The 25,693-nt window shown below is 61.1% G+C and carries 18 protein-coding genes; 11 read left to right on the forward strand and 7 right to left on the reverse strand.

From position 1 onward, the window contains the following. The first annotated feature begins 271 nt into the window (after positions 1 to 271). Together ACO9S2_RS14275 and ACO9S2_RS14280 are read left to right on the forward strand one after the other, a co-directional pair. A complete protein-coding gene (locus tag ACO9S2_RS14275; RefSeq protein ID WP_423723044.1) occupies positions 272 to 1,768 on the forward strand; it encodes an OmpA family protein in 1,497 nt (498 codons plus the stop codon). A gap of 651 nt (positions 1,769 to 2,419) precedes the next feature. Beyond that, positions 2,420 to 2,617 (forward strand): hypothetical protein, encoded by a 198-nt coding sequence (locus tag ACO9S2_RS14280; RefSeq protein WP_423723045.1) that lies wholly within the window; start codon positions 2,420 to 2,422, stop codon positions 2,615 to 2,617. A 180-nt stretch (positions 2,618 to 2,797) separates the two neighbouring features. On the opposite strand, the gene ACO9S2_RS14285 is transcribed toward ACO9S2_RS14280, so the two are convergent. From ACO9S2_RS14285 to ACO9S2_RS14295, 3 genes are read right to left on the reverse strand one after another with little or no spacing between them, the layout of a single operon-like run. Continuing rightward, positions 2,798 to 3,232 (reverse strand): cyclic nucleotide-binding/CBS domain-containing protein, encoded by a 435-nt coding sequence (locus ACO9S2_RS14285; protein ID WP_423723046.1) that lies wholly within the window; start codon positions 3,230 to 3,232, stop codon positions 2,798 to 2,800. 10 nt (positions 3,233 to 3,242) lie between these two features. Continuing rightward, positions 3,243 to 3,698, reverse strand: coding sequence for an HPP family protein (locus tag ACO9S2_RS14290; RefSeq protein ID WP_423723047.1), 456 nt, complete (start codon positions 3,696 to 3,698; stop codon positions 3,243 to 3,245). A gap of 58 nt (positions 3,699 to 3,756) precedes the next feature. After that, on the reverse strand, positions 3,757 to 4,278 hold the full coding sequence (locus tag ACO9S2_RS14295; protein WP_423723048.1) for a hypothetical protein: 522 nt from the start codon (positions 4,276 to 4,278) through the stop codon (positions 3,757 to 3,759). Between the two features lie 339 nt (positions 4,279 to 4,617). Between ACO9S2_RS14295 and ACO9S2_RS14300 the strand changes: the two genes are divergently transcribed. From ACO9S2_RS14300 to ACO9S2_RS14340, 9 genes are all read left to right on the forward strand, one after another. Continuing rightward, positions 4,618 to 5,523, forward strand: coding sequence for a universal stress protein (locus ACO9S2_RS14300; protein WP_423723049.1), 906 nt, complete (start codon positions 4,618 to 4,620; stop codon positions 5,521 to 5,523). Next, on the forward strand, positions 5,516 to 8,317 hold the full coding sequence (locus tag ACO9S2_RS14305) for a cation-translocating P-type ATPase (protein WP_423723050.1): 2,802 nt from the start codon (positions 5,516 to 5,518) through the stop codon (positions 8,315 to 8,317). Before ACO9S2_RS14300 ends, ACO9S2_RS14305 begins: the two co-directional genes overlap by 8 nt. A gap of 2 nt (positions 8,318 to 8,319) precedes the next feature. Next, complete coding sequence (locus ACO9S2_RS14310) at positions 8,320 to 9,651, forward strand: efflux RND transporter periplasmic adaptor subunit (protein WP_423723051.1); 1,332 nt, start codon at positions 8,320 to 8,322, stop codon at positions 9,649 to 9,651. 89 nt (positions 9,652 to 9,740) lie between these two features. Continuing rightward, the gene (locus tag ACO9S2_RS14315) at positions 9,741 to 10,973 is read left to right on the forward strand and encodes an ABC transporter permease (protein ID WP_423723052.1); all 1,233 of its coding nucleotides are present in this window, start codon (positions 9,741 to 9,743) and stop codon (positions 10,971 to 10,973) included. A gap of 9 nt (positions 10,974 to 10,982) precedes the next feature. Continuing rightward, positions 10,983 to 11,888, forward strand: coding sequence for a helix-hairpin-helix domain-containing protein (locus ACO9S2_RS14320; RefSeq protein WP_423723053.1), 906 nt, complete (start codon positions 10,983 to 10,985; stop codon positions 11,886 to 11,888). Beyond that, positions 11,885 to 14,425 carry a magnesium-translocating P-type ATPase gene (gene mgtA / locus ACO9S2_RS14325; RefSeq protein ID WP_423723054.1) on the forward strand — a complete coding sequence of 847 codons (2,541 nt, stop codon included), beginning with the start codon at positions 11,885 to 11,887 and terminating at the stop codon, positions 14,423 to 14,425. Before ACO9S2_RS14320 ends, mgtA begins: the two co-directional genes overlap by 4 nt. A 59-nt stretch (positions 14,426 to 14,484) precedes the next feature. Then, positions 14,485 to 15,429: a glutathione S-transferase family protein gene (locus ACO9S2_RS14330; RefSeq protein WP_423723055.1), complete on the forward strand. Its 945-nt coding sequence runs from the start codon at positions 14,485 to 14,487 to the stop codon at positions 15,427 to 15,429. Between the two features lie 249 nt (positions 15,430 to 15,678). Then, positions 15,679 to 18,819: a hypothetical protein gene (locus ACO9S2_RS14335; RefSeq protein WP_423723056.1), complete on the forward strand. Its 3,141-nt coding sequence runs from the start codon at positions 15,679 to 15,681 to the stop codon at positions 18,817 to 18,819. 359 nt (positions 18,820 to 19,178) lie between these two features. Then, positions 19,179 to 20,192, forward strand: a complete 1,014-nt coding sequence (locus ACO9S2_RS14340; RefSeq protein WP_423723057.1) for a hypothetical protein — start codon at positions 19,179 to 19,181, stop codon at positions 20,190 to 20,192. Positions 20,193 to 20,303: 111 nt separating this feature from the next. Here the strand turns inward: ACO9S2_RS14340 and ACO9S2_RS14345 are convergent, their stop codons facing one another. The 4 genes from ACO9S2_RS14345 to ACO9S2_RS14360 form a co-directional block, all read right to left on the reverse strand. Further along, a complete protein-coding gene (locus ACO9S2_RS14345; RefSeq protein ID WP_423723058.1) occupies positions 20,304 to 20,882 on the reverse strand; it encodes a hypothetical protein in 579 nt (192 codons plus the stop codon). Positions 20,883 to 20,974: 92 nt separating this feature from the next. Continuing rightward, the gene (locus tag ACO9S2_RS14350; RefSeq protein WP_423723059.1) at positions 20,975 to 23,773 is read right to left on the reverse strand and encodes a cation-translocating P-type ATPase; all 2,799 of its coding nucleotides are present in this window, start codon (positions 23,771 to 23,773) and stop codon (positions 20,975 to 20,977) included. A 267-nt stretch (positions 23,774 to 24,040) separates the two neighbouring features. Then, a complete protein-coding gene (locus ACO9S2_RS14355) occupies positions 24,041 to 24,406 on the reverse strand; it encodes a hypothetical protein (protein ID WP_423723060.1) in 366 nt (121 codons plus the stop codon). Positions 24,407 to 24,683: 277 nt separating this feature from the next. Beyond that, positions 24,684 to 25,529, reverse strand: a complete 846-nt coding sequence (locus ACO9S2_RS14360; protein ID WP_423723061.1) for a cyclic nucleotide-binding/CBS domain-containing protein — start codon at positions 25,527 to 25,529, stop codon at positions 24,684 to 24,686. Positions 25,530 to 25,693 lie beyond the last annotated feature (164 nt).

A 25,693-nucleotide genomic window follows, 5' to 3' on the forward strand; every position in this document is an offset into this window, starting at 1 on the left:
TGCTCTACAAGAACCCTTATTCCGCTGTAGCTTTTTTCTACAAAAGCGGCGGCAATCGATGGGGGCATTCACGGACAAAGCCGCTGTCAGCCTTACCGGGCCGTCTAATCCCTGTTGCCGTCATAGATGGTATGGATGTTGCGGTTTCCCGTGACAGCGGCAGAACAACGCGGGAGTGCCTGGTCTCCGAGCGCGGACACACCAGGGCATGTGAAATCCAGGAGAAGCAGACAGGAGAACCAGAAACAAGGCGAATCAACCAAGGAGGGTGATGACGATGCAACGAGCACTGACGAGGATCTCGCTGGCGGCGGTCTTCATGGCAACCGGCTGCGTCAGCACAGGGACCCACAACAAGACGCTGGAGGAACTGGAAGCGACTAAGCAATCCGGGGCGGCGGCGCTGGAAAGCGCCAAGAAACAGGCGGATGAGCGAATCAGTGCGCTGGAAGCGGACAATGCCAAGCTGCGACAGGATTTGAGCGCCGAACAGGCGGCCGGCAGCCGGACGAGGCAGGGCCTTGTGACCGCCAATGACAATCTGGATCGCGCACTGCAAGGGCAAAGGACGCTAGAGGACGAAGCGAAACGCCTCCGCGAAGAGACCCAGCAGGCTCAGGTTCTCAGCGCCGAACGGCGCCGCGAGCGGGATCTCCTCCGGGTCAAGTCGGATGATCTCGAACGGAAGCTCCAGAACGCGCAGCAGGAACAGGCGTCGACGGCCAAGGCCTTGACCGAGACGAACCAGCAACTGGCGGCACTGGAAAAAGAGAAGGGACGGGTTGCGGCGGAACTGAGCGCCGCCGAGAACGCCACCCGCGATCTCACCACCAAGCTTCAGGCCGAACAGGGGAAGGTGGCGGCGCTGCAGCAGGACAAGCAGAAGCTCCTGGGAGGCACGACCACGGCGCAGGAGGAGATCGCGCGTCTCCAGAAACGCGTGGGCGAGCTCGAAACCGATGCGGCGCGGGTGAAGGACTTGGACCAGCGGCTGTCGGAGCGCGATCAGCAGATCGGCACCTTGCGGCAGGAGGCGACCGACCGCAATGCCCTGGCCGGCCAGGTGGCGCGTTTGTCCGAGGAGCTCGAACAGAGCAAACAGCGCGTCGCGGCCCTGACGGGCGAGCTGGCCACGGTGAGTGACGAGGCCGCCCGCGCGCAACAGGAGCGGGACCGGCTGCAGGCCGAGGTGGGGGCCGCCGCAGCGCGGGTGAAAGCCGGTGAAGCCGAAAAGGCCAGACTTGAGCAGGAACGGGCCGCGAAAGAGGCAGAAATCGCCCGGCTGACGCGCACACAGGAGGAATTGACGGATTCACTGAAGAAAGAGATCGAGCAGGGCGACATCAAGATTCAGCGGATGCGCGACCGGCTGACGATCAATATGGTGGACCGCGTGCTGTTCGATTCCGGCCATGCTCAAGTCAAGCCGGCGGGCCTCAAGGTATTGAAGCAGGTCAGCGACATCCTGAAGAAGGTGACCGACAAGCAGATTCGCATCGAGGGCCACACGGATAACGTGCCGATCGGCGTGAAGTTGCGGGAAAAGTTCCCCACGAACTGGGAGCTGTCCACGGCACGGGCCACGAGCGTGGTGCGGTATCTGATCGAGGAAGGCGGTGTGGACCGCACGACGATCGCCGCCGGGGGGTATGCCGATACCAGGCCGGTCGAGAGCAACGATACGGATGCGGGCAAGGCCGCGAACCGCCGCATCGAGATCGTGCTCTATCCGAAGGACCTGCAGGACACGGCGGCGCAGCCGCGCTGATAGGGGAGACGGAGGAGACTCAGGAGCCGGGTGAAGCCCGGGTCCGGCGATGATGTCGATGGTTCCGGGCCTCCTGACCGAAGAGGAGGCCCGGACCATTCTCGCGTATGTCAGACCGTTCTGCGGAAAGACCTCGAGCGGAAGGTAATCGACCCGAGCGGGCAAACCACAGGCCAAAGCTGGCCAACCATGGCGACATCCTCGCAGCCAGGGAATGGCCTTCGTGAACCGGTGTGCCTGGCCCGTTGTCTGCATCACAGAACTCGATTGTTGGGCCTGCCAGGCTCAGACAGTTGTGAGATTCCCGGTCATCGGCTGAGGATCGGCTTTGGCGGGCAGTCGCGCGGCGGCTGATGCGCGTGGAGCGATACTCGAAGGAGACCAAGAGAACGATGCGATCCACATCGATGAAGCCGGCTTCCTGCATCCCGGTGCCGACGGATTTTCAGCAACCAGCGAGACGCGCCTTTTCCTATGGTCTGCCTCTCGCGCAAGTCCTCGGGGCCGGGGTTGCGGTTGTGCACGGGATCAAGACGGTCGGCGATGTGTCCGCCCCGCCCGACAGCTGCATGTCGCCAACCGGGAGGCGTGCCACATCTTATCGTATCCTGACACATTCATCATTGAGGGGCGGGCGAACCGGAAGACGACATGGTCTGGGTCATCTTTGTATTGAGTGCGGCCATCGTCGTCGCTGGAGGGACGAAACTGTCCCGGTACGGCGACCGGCTCGCTGAGTACACGGGACTTGGACGGTTGTGGATCGGCGTCGTGCTGATGGCTGCCGCCACGTCACTCCCCGAAGTCTTCACCACTGTCAGCGCCGCCTGGCGTGGGGCGATCGCATGACTTTCGGCCTCCAGCGAACTGCGTCACCGGCAGGGCTCTAGCTCCGAGGTATCGCACCCGGACGAAAGGAAACCGCCTCATCGACGAACAAACTCACCCTGACAGGACCGGATCCGCAGCAACAGCAGAGATCAGAGGGTACACACCGCACTTCGTCTGATCCGTTCGCTTCAGGCGACTTCAAGACCAATGCTGCAACGCCTTCGTGTAGCCGAACAGCAGATCGCGCCGCGCGAGAATCCCCACCAGCTTCTTGTTGCGGACCACCGGCACCCGTGCGAGATACCGGTCCTGAAAGAGATCGGCCACTTGCACGAGTGTTTGCTCTTCCGTCACCGTCACAGGCTGAGCCGACATAATCTCCGTTGCCAGAATCTTTCGCAGGTCCCGGCCCTCGATCATCGCCTGCAGCAGATCGTATTCGCTCACGATGCCCACGAGCGTCCCGTCCTCCTCCACTACCGGCAGGCTGCCGAAATTGCGGTGTGTCATCAGATGGGCGATCGTCGACGCATCGGTGCGCGGTGTGCAGCGCGTGACCGCATCCTGCATCAACTGGCCGACCGTCAGCGTCTTGGGATCGCAGGCTGCCAGGAAATACTCCGTTTGTCGCATGGCCTCACCCTCACTTTTTTCTACGGGTTGAACCGCCGCCCACATAGGTGCGCAGAATATCGCGCCTGGCGATGATACCCACCAACCGGTCTTTCGCATCCACCACCGGCACGCGTACAAGATCGCTGGCCCGCAAGACATGCACCAGCGTCGCCACCGTCGTTTCAGGGCGAACGGAATAGGGGTTGGCCGTCATGACATCCGCGGCCGTGAGTTCTCCCAGCAGACGACCGTCGTCCATCGCAGCCAGCAGGTCATGCTCACTGACAATCCCGACCAGCGTCCGTTTCTTGTCGATTACCGGCACGGCCCCGAAACCTTCAATCATGAGCGAGGCAATCACGTCGCCCTTGGTTTGAAGGTGGGCAAACTGAACTCGCTTTTCCATGATCTGCTTCACCGTCATCGGGCCGGCATCCTTGACCCTGGCGACCTTCGTGCGCCCGGCCTGTTTCTTCGTCGGCATACTCTCCCCTCCTTCACCACAATCCCGCTGCTGATACCATGACACCCGCTGTCCGCACTCACTCGCTCGGCAACGGCCTGCTCAGGCCATGATCCTTCGCCCACCGCAGATAGATTGTCTGCTGCTTCCCTGCTTCGACGTTCACGCCTTTCAGCACGTGCTTACTGCCGCCATGAATGGCCGTGACGTTATACTGACCGGGGGCCAGATCGACAAAGAGCCAGGGGCCTTCCACCCGATCCTCAGGAATCGCCAATGCCGCCCCCCCTTTAACCGACTGAATCGAGACCGAGACTCCGGTGAGAAAGTGCTTCCCTTCCGCCGTAAAAACCAGCTTCAGCGGGAACGGCGGATACTTGGCCGCCCGTTCTTCAAGCCCCACCCCGGCCGTGAAATAGCGAGCGGTTCCCTCTCGATACAGGGGAAGCGATTGCTGCAAGGTCCTGCCATCGACCTGCCGGCTCAGCTCAATGAAATCCCCGGACCCGCTGATACGGGCGAGTGAACCCTCTTCGGCCAGACCCAGCCCTCCGTTCACACAAACCAGAAATGCACAGGCCCGCAAGATCGTTTTGTTCATGTATCCCTCCCTTCCTTTCCTGAGACCTCGCAAGGTGGGTGCCATGGGCGCACAACCCCCTTTCCTTCGTCTTTTCTCAGCCAGCAAGCAGCTACGCACCCCACGCTGCCAGGCGACCAGGAATGACTGTCGCTAATCACCACAGTCATCTTTTCCGTGCTGCTGCAAAACGCCGCAGCGAACAGCATGACAAGCAGGCCGGATGCCCCGATAATCCCTCGAAACAAGTGGAATCCCACGCAAGGTCCGGAACCGGTCACAGGCATACCCAATGCAGATTAGATACCTGCTATCGTAGGCAGAGTAACAGGATCATCCACTGGAGGGGAGGCGTCGGCTATGCGAATTCTTTGTGCCGTAGACGGGTCGGAATACTCGCAGTGGGGGGTTCAAGCCCTCGAAGCGCTCGCCAGCCGGGAGCCTGAGGCTGTCACGCTGCTCCATGCGATCGATGTGTCATCGCTTCGAACAGCCAGGGGGAAGAACCCGGTGGCAGAACGGCGGGCTCTGGCCGCGATGGAGAAGGCCGGAGGTCTCCTCCTCCGCGAGGCGGAGCGTACCGCACGGGTCGCTCTCGGACAGGCGGCCACCAGCCCTCGCACTAAGTTCCAGCGCATCCTGGCCCACGGTCCCTTGGCCTCGACCATCGTGCGGCAGGCGCGGCGGGTGAAGGCGGATCTCATCCTGATGGGTTCCCGGGGGCTCAGCGACATCCGGGGCTTTCTGCTGGGAAGCACCTCCAGACAGGTGGCCGCGATCACCCCCTGCCCGATTTTGATCGTCAAACGGCCCACCCCGCAATTCGGGCGTGTCACGCTCGCGGTCGATCACTCGAAACACTCACGCGCCGCCGCGCGCTTCCTGCGATCCCACATTCTCTCCGGGTCTGCCACCCTCACCATTCTGTCGTCGGCCGAGAGCCCGGTGAGCGACCTGGCCGCACGGTACTTGTCCGAATCGCAACTGGCCGAACTGACGACACCGGTCATGGACCGCGCGCTCGCGCTCGTCAATGCCCTGCGGGAGGAATTCATCAAAGAGGGCGTTTCCGTCACCACGAAAGTCCGGATGAACCACGTGATCGACACCATCGTCAAAGAGGTCGAAGCCCATCATGAGGACCTGCTGGTGATCGGATCGCGCGAGTTGACCAAGAGCGAACGGCTCCACCTCGGGAGCGTATCCGAAAGCCTGCTGCGCCATGCGCCCTGTTCGGTCCTCATCGTGCGAGGGACACGTGCCTGACCTCGACAAGCCACCCCTCCACCAACTGACGGTTGATGAAGTCTTCACGTCCCTGGGAACCAGAGAAGGCGGCTTGTCGCCCGAGGAGGCACAGCAGCGGCTCAGTCGGTATGGTCCCAATCTTCTGAAAGAGCCGAGTCACTATTCATTGATCTGGGGGTTCCTCCACCAATTCACCCATTTCCTGGCCATTTTGCTCTGGATCGCGACCGGCCTGGCGTTCACGGCAGAGTTCATGAAGCCCGGTGAAGGGATGCTCACGCTCGGCTGGGCAATCCTCGGTGTCATCATCATCAACGCCATATTTGCCTTCTTTCAGGAATATAAAGCGGAGCGCGCGGTGCATGCCCTCCGTCGCCTCCTCCCCGCCAGAGCATGGGTGCTGCGAAGCAACCAACCGCATGACGTGCCGCGGAGCGAGATCGTGCCGGGTGACGTGCTCTTGATTGAGGAGGGAGAACAGATCCCGGCCGACGCCCGGCTCATCGAAGCAGTTGAAATGCGCGTCGATACCTCCTCTCTCACCGGCGAATCCCAACCGAAGCGGCGGACAGCGGAGCCGGTCACCGATGGACATCTCCTGGACATTCCCAATCTCGTTTTCGCCGGCACCCCCGTGCTCTCTGGCAGAGGTCGGGCGGTGGTGTTCGCCACCGGCATGCAGACGGAATTCGGCAAGATCGCCCGCCTCTCCACGGGCGTAAAGACAAGCCTCAGCCCGCTGCAGAAAGAGATCACCAAGCTCACCCGCATCGTCGCCATGATTTCGCTGGCCATGGGAGCCTCGTTTTTCGCAATCGGGTTATGGACCGGCCTCGGCTTCTGGATCAGCGCGATCTTCGGGATCGGCATCATCGCGGCGAACGTGCCGGAAGGACTGCTCCCCACTGTGACGCTGGCCTTGGCGTTGGGCAGCCAGCGTATGGCCAAACGCCACGCCCTCATCAAGCAACTGACATCCGTAGAAACCTTGGGTTGCACCACCGTCATCTGTACGGATAAGACGGGGACGCTGACCGAGAACCGGATGCGCGTGGCGCGTTTCTACATGGACCGGCTCGAAATCGAGGTCCAGGAAAGCTGTCTGGTGATCGCCGGGCACGTCACCAGTGCGATTGAAGCCGAGGAGTATGCGCCGCTCTTCGATGCGATCATCCACTGCCACAATGCCAAGCGAGTCCGGCATACCGACGGACGCTCCATCGTCACGGGCGATCCCACCGAAGTCGCCCTGGTCGAGTTCGCGCTGGCTCACGGGCTCCTCCACCATAACCCGCTGCCCCGGATGGGCGAACTCCCCTTCGACGCGGACCGGAAGCGCATGTCCACCCTCCATTGGCGGGAGGGCCGGCTCATGGCCTTCGTGAAGGGCGCGCCGGAATCGCTCATGCCCCTGTGCAATCAGATCTTCCACCAGGGTACACGCGCGCCGATGAGCCAGGAGGATCGCCAGCGGATCATGGCTCAAAGCCGGACCTTCGCGCACCAGGCCTATCGGGTTCTGGCCGTGGCGATGCGTGAAATCGAACAAGGTATCGAGAAGCTGGACATCGACCAGGTGGAACAGAGCCTCACGTTCCTCGGCCTCGTGGCCATGATGGATCCGCCGCGCCACGAAGTGCCGGAGGCCATCGCGCGCTGCCGCCAGGCCGGCGTTCGCACCATCATGATCACCGGCGACCATCCGCTCACGGCCCTGGCGATCGCCCGCCAGATTGGACTGGCGCCGAAAGAGTCCCGCACCGAACCGGTCGGATACTGTCCCGTAATAGAAGGGCACCAGGTCGAAACGATGAGCGACGAGGCCCTGCGCCGGCTCCTCACCCCTACCCGTCCTGGCGAGACCGAGCCGGTCTTCGCGCGCGTGGCCCCCCGGCACAAGATGCGCGTGGTGTCGGTGCTGAAAGACATGGGCGAAGTGGTGGCCGTCACCGGCGACGGGGTGAATGACGCCCCGGCCATCAAGAAAGCCGATATCGGCATTGCGATGGGCATTGCCGGATCCGACGTGGCAAAAGAAACGGCGGACATGATTTTGCTCGACGACAACTTTGCGACCATCGTCAACGCCATTGAAGAAGGCCGTACGGTATTCGACAATATCCGGAAGTTTTCCACCTATGTGCTCGTGAGTAACGTGCCGGAAGTGGTCCCCTACTTGGGCTATGGATTTTTTGGTATGCCGTTGGCTCTGACGATCCCGCAAGTTCTCGCCGTCGACCTTGGAACTGATATGGTGCCGGCCATTGCGCTGGGGGCAGAGTCACCTCATCCTGGTATTATGGATGTCCCGCCACGCCCAAAAAGCGAGCGGTTGCTCACCGTTCCGCTCTTGATCAGAACCTATTTCTTCCTTGGTCTGAACTCGGCGTTCCTGGCCATGGGTGGCTTTTTCCTCTATCTCTTTACAAACGGCTGGAGTTGGGGAACCCCGTTGGACTGGTCTTCTCCTTTATATAAGGAGGCGACAACCGTGACTTTTGCCGGCATCGTCCTGGCGCAGGTTGCCAACGTCTTTTCCTGCCGATCAGACCGGCTGTCGGTAGCTCGGTTCGGATGGTTCAGCAACCCGCTCATTCTATGGGGAGTCGTCATTGAGATCACCATCCTTGCGTTGATTACGTACACCTCCTTGGGGAACGAGATCTTCCGAACGGCCCCCTTGCCTCTGTGGATTTTCGGACCGCTCATGCTGGGTGCCTTGATGCTGTTGTTGGCCGAGGAAGGTCGTAAAATGATTGTGAGCCGGTTCGTCAAGAAACCGGCTTCCGGGCCTGTCCAAGGAGTGCATTGACGATGTCCACCGATCCCGAGGAACCGACCCGCCATGCTCCCGTCACTGAGGTGATTCCACACCCTGCCACCGATCCGTCCGCGGAACGGCAGCTGCCGGTATCGCCTGTACACAGACATCCTCCCACGATCATCCCGCTCGCTGCGCCCTCGAAACGATCTCGCCTACCCTGGCTCATCGGAGGCGTAATCCTGCTGGCCGTTGCCGGATGGGGCGGCTGGTACTGGTGGAACGGCGGCCCCGCGCCCGTTCAGTACAAAACGGCGCTGGTAGATCGGGGCCCCATCACCGCCATCGTCACCGCCACCGGAACGGTCAATCCGGTCGTCTCCGTCCAGGTCGGCAGCCAGGTGTCAGGCAAGATCGCGAAGCTCTTTGCGGATTTCAATTCAGTCGTCACGCAAGGACAACTCCTGGCCCAGATCGACCCAAAACCGTTCCAAGCCCGGGTCAGCCAGGCCCGCGCCGCCGTGAAAAGCGCCAAAGGGAATCTCGCGAAAGCCAAGAATATGGCGAGACAACGCAAGCTCGAACGCAACCGCATGGCCGCGCTCCGACCGCAGGCCTTTGTCTCCCAGGCCGATCTCGATCTTGCCGAGACCAATTACCGTGACGCCGCGGCCAACGTCGAGGTCTTGCAGGCCCAATTGGATCAAGCCGAAGCCACCCTCGCCTCGGCTGAACTGGATCTCGGCTATACGACGATCTACTCGCCGGTGAACGGCATCGTGGTCTCTCGCAACGTGGATGTCGGCCAAACCGTGGCCGCGAGCTTCCAAACCCCGACGCTCTTTGTGATCGCCCAAGACCTGACCCAGATGCAGGTCGATGCGAACGTCAGCGAAGCCGATATCGGCGGCGTGGCCGAAGGCAAGACGGCACGCTTCCGCGTGGACGCCTACCCCAAGCAAGCCTTTGAGGGCACGGTCACCCAGGTGCGGAACTCGCCCATCAGCATCCAGAACGTCGTCACCTACGACGTCGTGATTACGGTGGACAACCGGGAGCTGAAGCTCAAACCGGGCATGACGGCCAACGTCACGATCGTGACCGCCAAGAAAGAGGATCCTCTGCGAGTGCCGAACGGAGCCCTGCGCTTCCGCATGCCGAATGTCCCCATTGACAGAAAAATCACCCAACTCTGGGTGCTGGATAACGCCGCACCGCCGAGACAGGCAACGGTTACGACCGGCATCGCCGATTCGCTGTTTACCGAAATCACCGAGGGACCACTGAAGGAAGGCGACGCGGTCATCGTCGGCATTGAAACAGCCGAGGAGCAGGCCCAGAAGAAACTGCCACCGGGCTTCGAACCGGGCCGGGGAATGAGATGAAGGAATATCGCTATCAGCACTCAGCGTTGGATCGTTCGGTTATTTCTCAGAGCTGAAAGCTAAGAGCTGACAACTGAAAGCGACTGACCATGTCCTTTCTCTGGCTCACGATACTATCCGCTCTCCGTATCCTGCGCCGCAATCCGTTACGGGCCGGGCTGACGATGCTCGGCATCATCATCGGGATCGGCGCAGTTGTCGCTATGGTCAGCCTCGGCCAGGGAGCGACGGCCTCGGTCCAGGCGGAAATCTCGAGCCTCGGCACCAATGTGATGATCATTATTCCCGGCGCAACCACCGTCGGAGGTGTGCGCGGCGGACTTGGCTCCATCTCGACGCTGACCGTCGATGACGCGGACGACATCGAAAAGAAGGTCGGAAGCGTGAGCATGGTCATGTATTCGACACGCGCGGTCCTGCAAGTTATTCGGGAGAACAAGAATTGGAGCACGATCGTGTTTGGAACGACCCCGGTCTTCCCCGAGATCCGGAGTTGGCCCATCGCCCAAGGAAATTTCTTCACCCAGTCGGATCTGGACTCAGCCGCCAAAGTCGTGGTCCTGGGCAAAACCGTCGCCCAGAATCTCTTTGAACCGGGCGAAGAGATCTTGGGAAGCCAGATCCGGATCAGAAATGTCCCGCTCCGGGTCATCGGCGTGCTGGCTCCAAAGGGCCAGTCCATGACGGGTCAGGATCAGGATGACTTCGTAGTGCTCCCGTTTTCAACCGCCGAGCGCAAAGTGCTGGGGACGCGGTTCCTCGGAACGGTTGGGATCATCATCGTGGCGACACAGACGCGTCAGGATATTCCCGTCGTAGTGGACGACATCAAAGACCTCTTACGAGCCAGACATCATCTCCACCCCTCCGAAGAGGACGACTTCACCATCCGCACGATGGAAGACATCGCCAAAACCATCGCTGGGACGAGCCGGACGATGATGCTGATGCTGATGGGTATCGCGTCGATTTCGCTGATCGTCGGCGGGATCGGCATCATGAATATTCTCCTCGTCTCCGTCACCGAACGAACCAGGGAAATCGGATTACGCATGGCCGTCGGCGCAAAACGCGCGCATATTCTGCTCCAGTTTCTAATCGAAGCGATCATCATGACGGCGATCGGCGGCGCGCTCGGAGTCGCGGCCGGCATCGGAGTCGCCCGGCTGTTGACCACCATGATCGGCTGGCCGACCATCATCAACACACAGGCCGTGGCCGCCGCCTTTTTCTTTTCCCTCGTCGTCGGCGTCTTCTTCGGCCTCTACCCGGCAAACAAAGCCTCGAAGCTCAATCCCATCGAGGCCCTGCGCTATGAGTGAGTCGAACTAATGGCGGTTGCAACCAGCATGCAGAATCGGGAGATCGCCCAGAAGCTCCGGGAGGTCGCACTGCTCCTGGACGAACAGGGCGCGAACCGCTTCCGCATCCAGGCCTATCGAACCGCGGCAGACAGACTCGATCACCTGGCAGTCCCCGTCTCCCGCATGCTCCAGGAACAGGGTACGGAAGGGCTGCAGACCTTGCCCGGCATCGGCGTGAGTCTGGCCCGGTCGATTCACACGCTTGTCGTGACCGGCCGGCTGCCGATGCTGGACCGCCTGCGCGGGCAGATGGATTCGATCCCCCTGCTGACCTCCATCCCCGGTGTCGGATCAGCGCTTGCGCATCGGCTGCACGAGGATCTGCAGATTGACACGCTGGAACAACTCGAAATGGCGGCACACGACGGGCGGCTGGCGGACATCGAAGGAGTGGGGCCCAAGAAACTGCAGGGCATCATCGATTCCCTCACCGCCCGCCTCGGACGCCTTCGGCGGCCGCTTCATACTGCCGGACCCGCCTCAACCGGCGAACCCTCTGTCGAAGAATTGCTGGATGTGGACAGGGACTATCGGGAGTCTTCCCGTACGGGCACGCTCCAGCATATCGCGCCGCACCGCTTCAATCCCGGGAAAGAAGCCTGGCTGCCGATTCTCCATACTCACCGAGGCGCCCGCCACTATACCGCCTTGTTTTCGAACAGCGCGCTGGCCCATCAACTCAAGAAAACGCGCGATTGGGTGATTCTCTACTATGACGACGGTCAGGGCGAGAGCCAATGCACAGTGGTCACAGGGCGAAGCGCACCCTTTGCGGGCAAGCGGATCATTCGAGGAAGGGAAGCCGACTGCGCCTCGTACTATCACTCCCTTGCATCGAGCCCGGCGGTCGGGGATTCGGAAAGTCAGGCGTGATCGCGAAAGGCACTCCTGTGAACGACAAGCCCTATTGGTCGATACCTCCGCAAGAACTCCTCACACAGCTCCAGACGGAACCTGACGGTCTCCGCACTGCGGAAGCACGAGAGCGCCAAGCGCGTTATGCCTCCGCCCGCCTCAAGCCTCACCAGGACATCCGCCCGCTCCTTGTCTTGCTGGCCCAATTCCGGAGCCCGATTGTCCTGATTCTCCTGTTTGCGGCAGCCCTGTCGTTCTTTCTCGCCAGCCACACCGATGCGCTGATCATCCTGACCATCATCGTGGTGAGCGCCCTGCTGGGATTTTGGCAGGAGCACGGCGCGGCCAAAGCAGTGGCCTCCTTACTCGCCCTCGTCCGGGTCAAGACGGAAGTCTGGCGGGACGGGCAACTCGTTGAGGTGCCGCTTGAAGACATTATCCCCGGCGATGTCGTCAACCTCTCCGCCGGTTCCAGCATTCCCGGTGACGGGATCGTGCTTGAATCCAAAGACCTCTTCGTCGACGAAGCCACGTTGACCGGCGAAACCTATCCGGCCGAAAAATCGGCGGCCGTTGCCTCCCCCACAGCCGCCCTCAACCAACGGACAAACAGTCTCTTCCTGGGAACCCATGTGGTCAGCGGGAACGCGAAAGCCGTCATCGTGCACGTGGGCAAGGACACCGAATTCGGCGGCATTGCCTCTCACGTCATGCTGCGGCCTCCGGAGACGGAGTTCGAACGAGGCGTGCGGCGCTTCGGGTACCTCCTGCTCGAAGTCACGCTGCTGCTCGTGTTCGCCATCTTCGCCATCAACGTCTATCTCAACCGGCCGGTGCTCGATTCCTTTCTTTTTTCCATGGCCCTCGCCGTGGGCCTGACCCCGCAGCTTCTGCCGGCCATCATCAGCGTAAACCTGTCTCACGGGGCAAAACGCATGGCCCGACAGAAAGTCATCGTCAAACGCCTCGCCTCCATTGAAAACTTCGGCAGCATGAACGTGCTCTGTTCGGACAAAACCGGAACGCTGACCGAAGGCACCATGCGTCTGCATGCAGCGCTCGATCTGGAAGGGCAGAAGAGCGAGCGGGTCATGTTGTACGCCTGCCTGAATGCCACCTACGAAACCGGCTTCATCAACCCCCTCGATGAGGCGATTCGGAAACAATGTCTGTGCGATCTGTCCGAATATCGCAAACTGGATGAAGTGCCCTACGACTTCCTTCGTAAACGGCTCTCCATTCTCGTAGCCACACCCACGACCCACCTCCTCATTACCAAAGGCGCGGTGGAGCCGATGCTGACCGTCTGCACGAGGGCGGAACTGCCGGGCGGCACAATGGTTCCCATGGATGGATGCAAGGAGAAAATCCAACAGCAGTTCCAGGATCTGAACCGCCAGGGGCTTCGGACGCTCGGCGTAGCCTATCGCGACATGGGTGACCGGCCGCACATCGGCAAGGACGAGGAAGCAGAGATGACGTTCCTCGGGCTGATGGTCTTCGCGGACCCGGTGAAACCGGACATGGCCGCAACCATCGCCTCCCTGCGCCGGCTGGGCGTCTCCCTGAAGATCGTCACGGGCGATCATCGCCTCGTCGCCGCCCACGTCAGCGAACAGGTGCAGCTGGATCATCAGCGGCTCTTGACCGGTCAGGAGCTTCGCCGGATGACCGATGAGGCGCTCACGCAACGGGTCAACGACATCGATGTGTTTGCGGAGGTGGAACCCAATCAGAAGGATCGCATCATTCTGGCCTTGAAACGTTCAGGCAACGTGGTGGGCTACATCGGCGACGGCATAAACGATGCGCCCGCGCTGCATACGGCAGATGTCGGCATCTCCGTGGACGGCGCCGTCGATGTGGCGAAGGACGCCGCCGACATCGTGCTGCTGGAGAAAAACCTGGCCGTCCTGGCGCAAGGCGTGCGCGAGGGACGCACCACATTCGCCAATACCCTGAAGTACGTCTTCATGGCGACCAGCGCCAATTTCGGCAATATGTTCAGCATGGCCGGCGCCTCCCTCTTCCTGCCCTTTCTCCCGCTGCTGCCGAAGCAGATTCTGCTCACAAACCTGCTCACCGATATTCCCGAAATGACGATCGCCACCGACCGCGTCGATCATGAACTCATCGATCAGCCCCGCCGCTGGGATATCGCGTTTATTCGACGATTCATGCTGACCTTTGGACTGGTCAGTTCTGTATTCGATTACCTGACGTTCGGCGCGCTGCTCTGGATCCTCGAGGCGTCACCGGAACAATTTCGTACCGGATGGTTTATCGAATCCGTGATTTCCGCTTCAGCGATTGTACTGGTCATTCGAACCCGCCGGCCATTCCTGACGAGTCGGCCCGGTGTCCCCCTCATGCTGGCCACCCTCGGGATAGCCGTACTTACCTTGCTCTTTCCCTTCCTCCCGATCGCCTCGCCGTTCGGACTGACTCCCATGCCGACGTCGTTCCTTCTACTCTTGGCCGCAATTCTGGCCGGCTATGTCCTCACCGCCGAGGCGGTCAAACACCGCTTCTATGCCGGAATACGCAACGCCTAATTGCCTGTCACACGGCCGTTGGTCGATATGGTAAGGTATCGGCCGAAAGAGACGACGCCATGACTGTTCACGCACAATTTCCCGACGAACAAACCGCCGACGGGGCCTTCACCAGGCAGCCGGACGCGTTTCATCGCTGGGTCACCGCAGACGGCAGCTCAGGCTTTCCTGCCACTCCCGGACGCTACCACCTCTACGTATCCTGGGCCTGTCCCTGGGCCCACCGGACGATCATCGTGCGCGCACTCAAGAAGCTGGAATCCGTAATCGGCATGACCGTCGTAGACCCGGTCCGTGACGAACGGGGCTGGGCCTTCAGGGAAGGGCCCGGGCATTCACCGGACCCTATCAACGGATTCCGGTTTCTCAGCGAGGCTTACAAAGCGACCGATCCGCAGTACAAGGGGCGCGTGACGGTCCCCGTCCTCTGGGACACCGTCACCAGACGCATGGTCACGAATTCCGACGATGATCTGATGCGGATGTTCAACAGCGCGTTCAACCGCTTCACTGAGAGCACGTTGGACCTCTATCCGGAGCAGCTCAGAACGGAAATCGACGAGCTGAACCGGTTTCTCTATGACAATGTGAACGACGGCGTCTATCGCGCCGGCTTCGCGACCTCGCAACCGGTCTATGACAAGGCCGTGCGCCGGCTCTTCGACGCGCTCGATCAACTGGAGACCCGCCTCAAGGACCGTCGCTATCTGTTCGGCCCGCACTTCGTCGAAAGCGATTGGCGGTTGTTCGTCACGCTGGTGCGGTTCGACGCCGTATATCACGGCCATTTCAAGTGCAACATCCGGCGCATCATCGACTACCCGAACCTCTTCGGCTATCTCAAGGACCTCTATCAGACCGACGGCATCGCCGGGACCGTGAACTTCGACCACATCAAACGCCACTACTACGTCACCCACGACGATATCAATCCCACTCGCATCGTGCCGCTCGGCCCCGAGCAGGACCTGACCACTTCGCATGGCCGTGAACGGCTGGCCTGACAGTCGCTGACTCGACAGCAACCGAACGCAATCCTGAGAACACCGCTGCCCCTTTTTACCCCAGATGAATAGACAGCGCTGGGGAGCCACTCCCCACCGTCTCAACCCTCAGGCTCTCCCGGATTCCCGAACCACTTCATCTGCCGACATAATCCCATGCCGGGCGCCTGGCCTGTTGGATGCATAATTATCCATACGAACCATCGGCAATCTCCGTTCCGGCCATGCAACCTTGAGGGAGGAACAGATTTGCAGGCATCGGCAATCTGGAAATATTTCAGTTCCAATCGCATCCTGCAGCTTGGGTTAGGCTTCTGGTTGACAGTGCTGGTCTGGGATGCGCCTCTGCTTGTCCCGGCTTACGCGGAGAAAGAAGAATCCCGTTTCTGCCAGGGGTTCCTGTACTGCGAAGAGACGAAGGGGGACACAACCTCGACCCAAGCGTTTTTCTATCTCTATTCGACTGAAGAGCGCGGAGCTTACTCACGCCTCACCGTCATTCCGTTCTATTCACGTGAAATGAATCCCGAGACACACTATCTGCGGCGGAGCGTCCTCTGGCCGTTGGGGATTTCCGAAGTCAAAGGCGACGCCTCCTACCTTCAAATTCTCCCGTTCTACTGGCATGCCGAGGATCCGACCCGGCAATACACCGTCTTGGCTCCCCTCTATTTCAATTACGAATCAGGGGACCGCAGCTACACACACCTGATCCCCCTCTACGGGCATCATCAGCACGGCAATTATTATCATCGCTATTTTGTGTTAGGCCCGCTCGCCATGGCCACGTACAACACGAACACGAGCTTCAAGGAATGGGACGTGCTCTTTCCGCTGATCCATTACGAAACAGGCCTCAGAGGCTCTGCAACCAGGCTCTTTCCGATCTACTTCTCAGGGGACAACCGCCAGGACGGCAGCTGGTATCGCCATATTCTTCCCCTCTATGGCCGATCTGTGAGCCCTGAAATCGATCTGGGCTATCTGTTTCCCTTTTATGGATCATTCACCAACACCGCCGGACAAGAGACGCGAACCTCGGCCATTGGACTGCCGCCTATTCCCCGGTTGAGCCTTCCTGCGCTCGCCCTCTACGAACACGCCTCGACGCCGACGTCGGTCTCAGACCGCCTGTTTCCTCTGTACTCCTATGAGGAGGATCAAGCCCGCAGCCACACCGGCTGGTCATTCCTGGGCTACAATGAGTTCACCCTCACCGGGTATGGCCGCGATTCCAACCACACCTGGCATCAGTTCATTCCGCTCTACCGGACGAGCGAAGATCTCGCGACCCAGACCCAGGACACCACCGTCCTGGGCATCGGCCCGCTCTCACTCTTCCGGGCCTGGACCAGTCCTGAGGGCAGCGGCCACCGTTTCTTCCCGCTCTATCTCTACGATCATCCCGGCCCCCAGGAGTGGCACTGGTCCGCCCTGTTCCCGGGACCGCTCTCCCTCTATCGTCATGACCGCACAGGCAACGCGATCCAGGATCGTTTCACGCCTCTCTACGATTGGAGGCGCGACGGAGAGAAACAGGCCTTGTCCGTGCTCGGAGCATCCACGTTCTCGATGTTCTATCAAGAACGCAGCGGCGCAGAGTTTTCCCAGAGGCTGTTCCCCCTTTATGGATACAGAAGTTCCGATCAAGGCATGTCGCAACTGTCGTTCATGGGATTCCCGCCGCAAGAACAGTCATTCGCCTGGTCACTCTATGAGCAGGCCCGTTCCCCGACCTATTTCCTGACGCGGTTCTTTCCCTTGTATCGGTTCGAGCGGAACGACGAAACGAAAGAAGTGAACTGGTCGGCGATTCTCCTCTATCAACACACGGAGACAGAATCATATCTGCGCGACGAATTCCTACCGCTGCATGAATACGAACGCGACGCCCGCACGGACACGACGGAATTGAATCTCATCGGCCTCAAACCGATCACCTTCTTTAAACAGAGCGCCGGCCCTGATGTTCGCAGGTCCTATCTGTTTCCGCTTTACGATTATGACCGGAAGGGCGCCGCGAGTCGCCTCGCGTTGATCGGATGGCCCCACATGGGCACTCTGCCGACACTGTCTCTCTTCGAAAGGGAAGAAACAGACTCCCTGGACGCACACCGGTTCTTTCCGCTCTACCGCTATCGGCGGGATAACGCGACCGACGCCCGCGACTGGGATGCGCTCTTCCTGTGGTGGCATCGACAAACGAAGACCCATCTGCGGGATACCTTCATTCCGCTGACGGATATCGAACAGGAGGGCGAAACCGGTGGCAGCCGTGTCTCGCTCATCGGACTCCCGCGGATCGGCGACTTGCCGGCATTGACGCTCTTCAACTGGGAGCAGACGCCGTCGCTCAACACCCATCGCTTCTTCCCTCTCTATCACTATTCATACGACCAGCCGCAAGACGCCACGACATGGAACGCGCTCTGGCTCTACTGGCATTATTCGGATCCGGCAGAGACACACAACACCTTTTTCCCGCTGGGAAGCCTGCGGCAGAATGCTGACGGACAGGCCTGGGATTTCTCCGCCTTGGGAGTCGAGCCGCTAAGCCTGGTTCAGGTGAGTGGAGGCCCCGCCAGCGTCCGAAACCGCTTCTCACCGCTCTGGGACTATCACGAAGAAGGAGGCGACTGGGGGCTCTCGTTTGTCGGGATCCGGGAGCTGTCTCTATTCTCCCATGAGGAGACCGCCGGGAGCACCACCGACCATTTCTTCCCCGTATGGTTCCGGACAGAGTCGGAGGCAGAGTCGCGGAACCTCATCTTCCCGCTGTGGAGCACCGCTGAGAATCGTCGCAGCCGGGAACGCTCAACCGGCCTGCTCGGCGTCGGCCCGGTTTCGCTGTATTACCGGGAACAATCGCCGGCCGGCATCACCACGCGTCTCTTCCCCGTCTGGAGCGACCACTATGAGGAGGCCACACAGGAGAGCCGGACCGGCGTGCTCGGCGTGGCCCCGTTCTCCCTGTACTATGGGCGTACGAATCCGACAGCGCACGAAAACCGGCTCTTCCCCTTCTTTCGCTATACGAACGACCGGATCAAGGACGAGTCGGAGTTCTGGTTCTTATGGCCGCTGTTCGACCGCAAAACGGCCCAGGGGAGGACGACGGAAACCAGCTGTCTCTGGTGGCTGTTCGAATATCGAAGCCCAAAAGAGGACGAGTGGGAATATTGGATTCTGGGCCACCCTCCCATCGCCATGTACATGCGAACCGTCACACCGGCGCGGACTCTGGTGGAGGTCAACCCGATCATACCGGGGTGGAGGCGGGAATACGTGGAAGGGGTCGGCACATCCTGGGCGCTCTTCGGCGGCTTGATCGGGATGGACGCCATGCCCGACGGCACCCACAAACTGCGCCTCTTCTGGAGAGACCCCTAGAACAACGAGGCGGCAAAGCACAACTGTCGCCGTAAACTCCCGGCACATAAGATCGCCGCCCCCTGATGTCGGCTCCTCAGCTCGTGTGAACGAGCAACATCCTGCCGCGCCGGTTCAGGGCGCGCACCTTGCGCGCCCCCGTCGCTCCGTGCTAGTGTGACGCGAGATCGCGTAAGACCTTCCTGGTTCGGGGGCCGCAGTCCCCCCGGTAGAGACCTGGTCTGACGCGATCTTTTTCTATCTGCACGCAGCCGTCCTGCATCTGCTGAGCATACCCCGTAGGCATTACCGCCCATCGCTCGCACGTCCAGTCCGACCAAGTCGTGAGGATTGCTTTAACCATTTCAAGAGGTGTTTCGTTGTTTCATGCATGTCCGTCAACCGTTCGAGCCTTCCTTCGCAATGCGGCAGGAAGCCTCTATCACATCATCGTCGTCGCCCTCAGCGCAGGCATCGCGCTCCTGCTCCCGGCAGGCGCCAAGCAGTTCCTGGCGTTCTGGTCCCATGTGGAGCACGACAAACTCTCGCTCATCGCCGTGGAAATGACGGTGGCCGTGCTGCTCATTGCCGGCCTCAACTACATCCACCGCAGCATCCGGGACCGGGCCCTCGCTTCGGTGGCGACCGGAGCCGGCCTGGTGTCCTTCTTCCCCCGCCGCGCGCGCCGCGCACAGGAATCCATCGCGGAATTGAAAGAAGAGCATGGCACCGGCCGGACCATCAAGGTGATGGGATCCAGCGGGTGCAGCGCGTTCGTCGATCAAGTGGGAGATCTCTCCTCGGTGCTCGATAAATGTCTCGGCGCCCATATTCTACTGGTGAACCCGTATAGTTACGAGGCCAGCCATCGCATCCGGGCCCTCAACCACCCCGAGATCACGCTGGATGCCTTCCGGCAGGAAGTCCGGCAGAGCATCGCGCTGCTCAAACGACTGAAGGCGATGGGAAAAGCCGTCAAGCTGAAGCTCTATGCCGATCCGCCCCTGATGAAAATGGTGATCCTCGGCGATTACCTCTGGCTTCAGCACTATCACGCCGACCTCGCCGTCGGAACCATGCCGGAGTATGTCCTGCGCCATAATCGCAAGGAACATGGGCTCTTTACGCTCTACGCGCATTATTTCGAACAGCGATGGGAGAGTGCGGAGATTCCGGAATACGACCTGGAGACAGACGAATTGGTCTACCACAGTCGCTCCGGCCAGGAGATCCGCCGCGAGCGGTTTGAACCCCATGCGGCGCCTGAGAACATCGGCGCCCTCACAGACGGGCTGGATTGTCTCGACGAGCCCGGCCGAATCAGCCGAATCGACGGGTACAATCCCTACAGGGACGGGCAATCAATGGACATCCCGTCCTTGAGCAGCCGTTAGAAGACAGGCTGAGGCTCAGGTTGATGGAACGCGATGGTTCGACTCGCGCATCTCAGCCTGAGCCCCGACCTGAACCTTCCCATACCGCCAAGGACCTTCTTCAGCCACCCCCTAGAACAGCGGATGATGCGGGCTGGAGGTGAACGGCGCGGTGCCGGGCGCCTGGCCGGCATTCCCTAGAAACCTCCAGGCACCGTCTTCGTGCACCAGGAAATGGACTTCACGGAACCAGCTATCGAGCGTGATCCGTTGCCCGCCCTTCCTCTCGGCGCCGTACAGCCCGCCGGTACAGGTCACCTCCGCGCGGAGTTGCGAGCCGGACCGCAGCACCTTGATATCTGAGAAGAGATGCGTGGAGGACAAACCCGTATAGTGCTCAAACACCTCGCCCCAGATCCGCCGGACGTCCGCACGCTTCAGCCCGTGGTAGTTGTAGGCCTCGGCATAGAACTTCAGCAGGGCATCAAGGTCTTGGCGCTGGACGGCTGATTCCGCGCGGCCGAACGCCGCCAGGAGCTCCTGCACAACCGGCTGCGTGGCGATCGCCGCACGATCCGCAATCATCAGGCCGTCGACCGTCATCGACGCCTCCGGCAACACCTCCACCGCCGCATGGCTGTCCGGCGAGAGGCACAGCCCCGTGAACAACCACACCATGGTGAGGCTGAGTCGAACAGTCCCCCTCTTCATAAACGAACCTCCCCCTCTTGAACATTCGTGGCAAGGTGAGTCCATCCCTTCGCCTCCGTCCCGGCCTGAACGAACGACCTGCATACCATCACTTACTTCCTCCGGGTCATCGCCTTCTGCGCTTCGCCGAGCATGAACGGGATGAGTGCCAGCCCCACGGCCAGCAGCCAATGCCTTCCATCCAGCGAAACCACGTTGAAGATGTCGTCCGTCCACGTCACCTGAACGAGCAAGACTTGTAAGGCAATCGAGACCCCCACCGCCAGAATCAGGGACCGGTTGGTGAAAAGCCCCAGCGTGAAGATCGAGTGGGTCCGGCTCCTGCAGGCAAAGGCATGGAACAGTTGCGCAAGCACCATCACCACAAAGGTAAGCGTGCGGGCCTGCTCAAGGGGCGCTCCTTCCACATAGACGCTCAGGACAAAGGCGCACACCGCGACGAAAGCCAGGAGTACCCCCTGAACTCCCATCAACAGCAGCCTGCTCCTCTCCAGCACCGGAGCCTGTGGATCGAGTGGCCGCCGGCGCATTACGTCCGGCACGGCGGGATCCACCGCCAGCGCCAGCGCCGGCAGCCCGTCGGTCACGAGATTGATCCAGAGAATCTGGACTGGCAGGAGCGGGAGCGGAAATCCGGCGACCGTCGCGACAAGCATGACGAGGATCTCACTCAAATTGCACGACAGGAGAAAATGCACCGATTTGAGAATATTGGCGTAGATTGTCCGCCCCTCCTCGACGGCCGACACAATCGAGGCAAAGTTATCGTCGGTGACGACCATATCAGCGGCTTCCTTCGTCACATCCGTTCCCGTTAGGCCCATGGCCACCCCGATATCGGCGGTCTTGATGGCCGGCGCGTCGTTCACGCCGTCGCCCGTCATGGCGACAATCGCCCCGCGCGCCTTCCACGCATGGACGATGCGCAGTTTATGCTCGGCGGACACACGGGCGAACACCGTCACGCCCTCGACGAGTTGGGTCAACTCCGCATCAGTCAGACTGTCCAGTTCCGCCCCCGTCAAGGCCGATCCGTCCCCGTCGTAGAGGCCCAACTCCCTGGCAATCGAGAGCGCTGTGTCCCGATGATCGCCGGTGATCATCACCGTCCGGATGCCCGCCTCGCGGCATTGTCGCACCGCCCGTTTGGCCTCCGGCCGCAGCGGGTCTTTCATCGCCATCAACCCGAGAAAAATCAGATGGCGTTCGACGAGGCCGGGAGACTCGTCGAACGGCTCCACCCCGAGACTCCGCCGCGCCACCCCGAGCACCCGTAACGCATCGGCGGCAAAGCCGGCGTTGGCCGAAACGATGCGCTGCCGATCCGCTTCCGTCAGCGCCCGTACCGTGCCATCGGCGGCCATCACGAACTCGCACCGACCGAGAAGCACATCCGGTGCGCCTTTCAGGAATGCCACGGGACCATCGCTGGTCTGCCTGATGACCGTCATCATCTTGCGATCCGAATCGAACGGGATCTCGGCCACCTGCGGATTACCGGCCTCCAACTCACTTTTGTGGATCTGCCGTTTGGCCGCCGCAACCAGCAATGCCCCTTCAGTCGGGTCGCCGAGGACCGACCACACGCCCTCCCGCTCCTGCAAGATGGCCCCGCTGCACAGGACCGCCGATGTCAACACCTCCAGCAATCCAGGAGCGTTGCTCGGCACGGGGCCGGGGGCGAGGGGCGAGGGGTGCTCGGGCCGGAGTTGTAGCGCTTCACCATCCTTCCTCCCTTGCCTCTCGCCTCTGGCCTCTCGACCCGCACCATTAACTTCCCGAATATTCCCCGCCGGCTCATATCCTTCGCCGGTCACCTCGAACGTGCGCCCATCCACATAAAGCCGCGTTACCGTCATTTCATTCTTGGTCAGCGTCCCCGTCTTATCGGTACAGATGACCGTCGTCGCCCCCAGAGTTTCGACGGCAGGCAAGCGGCGAATCAGCGCATGCCGCTCCACCATGCGGGTCACACCCAGGGCCAGCGTAATGGTCACAATCGCAGGCAGTCCTTCGGGAATCGCCGCCACAGCGAGGCTGACGGCAGTCAGAAACATATCGACCAGCGGCTCGCCGCGGAGCACGCCCAGCCCGAACACCAGCGACACAATGGCCAGCGCCAGATAGATCAGGACATGGCCCAGACGCGCGAGGCGTCGCTGCAGGGGAGTCGGCTCACGCTCTGTCCGTTGCAGCAGCGACGCAATGCGCCCGAGCTCCGTCCGAAGCCCCGTTGCGACGACCAGGGCGCGGCCCTTCCCGCCGACCACGTTCGTTCCCAGGAACACCATGTTGACGCGATCGGCGAGCGGAAGATCGGGCACCGGCCGCAGGGCGGACGACTTCTCGACCGGGGTGGACTCTCCCGTCAGGGTAGCTTCTTGCGCCCTGAGATGCGTGGCCGACAGCAGCCGCGCGTCTGCCGGCACCCGATCCCCCGCTTCGAGGAGAATCAGATCGCCTGGGACCAGGGCCTGTGCCGGCAGCACATGGACCACCCCGTCTCGCACCACCCGCGCGGTGACGACCGACAGCCGCTTCAAGGCCGCCAGCGAGCGCTCCGCCTTGTATTCCTGCCCGAATCCCAGAAGGGCGTTGAGGACGACGATGGCGACAATCGCTCCCGCATCGATCCATTCCTGCAGGAGACCGGAAAGCACCGCCGCGCCGATCAACACCCAGATGATCAAGCTGGAAAATTGCGCGAGCGCGAGTTGGAGGAAAGAGGGCGGAGGGGTTTCCGGAAATTCGTTCGGCCCATGGTCGTTCAGCCGCTCAGCCGCATCGGGCCCGCTGAGCCCGGCCGTCGGATCGGAGCCCAATCGTCCCGCAATATCTTCTGATGTGAGACTATGCCACGGTTGAACGTCCATCTGCTGGTCAGATCCCATCCTGCTCCAACCTCCACTGCACAAGCCGTGCAAGACTGCACCCGGTGACTACGTTGTCATACCTCAATCGGCGGGAGATTAGAAGAAGGAAGGCTTCGGACCTGCGGCACTCCTCGACAAACCAGCAGACCGGTGTCGCCCCAAATGCCTCACGAGGGAGGAACTTTCGAAGAGCTGCGGAAGGCTATCACCCTTTCCCAGAGCCGGACTCCGGACGCAGGATGCCCCGGAGCCCGGCCCGGTCGTTCATCGCGCCCTCACCGGTCCTCACTGCGGAGACGCATTCACCTTCGTCCCTTCTTTGACCGGCGGTTCAATCATGATATTCGGACCCTGCACTTTCGGCAGGAGGCCGGCGCCCGGTTTTTCCAGGATCCGTCCGTCATGATCATTGATGGACAGATTCTGCATCACGTGAGGATCATCAATCGACGCAGCCTCGAACAACCATTTCTCACCGGTCGCATTGATCTGTCCCGGATCATTTGCCAACGACTGCCCGTTCACCGGATCAACCGCCTTGCCCATAGGATACCCGTGATGTTGCGGCAGCATCGCCGGATTGGCGGCAGCCCCTGAGACAGTCCCGATCACAAGCACGAGCGTCGCGTATATGATGTGTGAGGTCTTCATAAGCCAACCTCCTTGCTGAACGTGGGAAACACAACAACGCCCTCGCGGGCACAGGACCGGCAAGGGCGCAACGACACTAGAAGAGAGGGGGGAACACGTGAACGGTAAGAAGAGGCCTACCCCGGCTTCATAGCGACCTCCGGGTGACGCTATAGCAAACACCCCGCTTCATCGATGAGTCAAGCGTCGGGGACCGGCGGCCGAAGCCGCGCGACAGGGACGCAGCGGTCAAGGATCGTACTCGCCGTGTCCAACGGGGCGGCCGGTCCGCAGCGCCTCACGCCCTGCGCAGGAACTCCGGCCGATCTCTGATGGATACCATCTTGATCAGGTCCCGGATGGAGAGCACCCCGACAATCTTGGCATTCTCTGTCACCGCCAGGTGGCGCACCCGCTTCCGGGCCATGAGATCGCTGGCATCGCGAATCGTCCGGTTGATATCGATGTCGAGCAGCGGGGAGTTCATCAGCGATCCGACACGGACCGTCCTGGCATCCAGTTGATAGGCAATTCCCTTCCGGACCAGATCGCTTTCCGTAACAATCCCCACCATCTCGCCGGCCTCGATGACGAACAGGGAGCCGATGTGTTTCTCCACCAGGCGGGTCGCCGCCGCCGCCACGGTCTCGCCGCTCTCGATCGTCTCCAGGGCGGTGCGCATCAGCACGCTCAAGGGGCGATAAACATTCTCCAATTCCCGGGCCGGGCCGGTTTCCGCCTCGACGAAGTGCCGGACCAAATCCCGCGCGGAGATCAACCCGACCACGTCGTTCCCCTCCGCGACCGCGAGGTGGCGGACTTTGTGCGTCTCCATCAGATGACTGGCGTCCAGCATCGGACGATCCGGCGCGATCGTCAGCAACGGACTGGCCATCACCTGCCCGGCGGTGGTTCGCGCAGGATCGAGCCCTTGCGCCAGGACCTTCCGAACCAGATCCGTCTCCGTGATAATGCCGACCATGCGGCAGTCCTTGCCCTGGCGATCGAGCGATTCCACCAGAATGGAACTCAGGCCCTGCTCCCGCATGCGCCCCGCCGTCGCCACCACCGTCGCCTCCTGCGGCACAGCCTCCAACTGGCGATGCATGTACTCACTGACACGTTGCCCTGCCGCTTCTGTCATACCGGCTCCTTTCATCGGGATAGATCTATAAAAGCAATCCCTGCTTTGTCATGCATACTTTATCCTCCCTCCTCACACTCACTCAGGCGGCTGGATGAGCGGAGGTGCGGGCTGGTTTGTGCCCTGGCGGACATTGCCACCAGGAAAGCCAAGATGACGCCGAT

The organism is Nitrospira sp. NS4, from assembly GCF_049546785.1.
GTDB lineage: Bacteria > Nitrospirota > Nitrospiria > Nitrospirales > Nitrospiraceae > Nitrospira_D.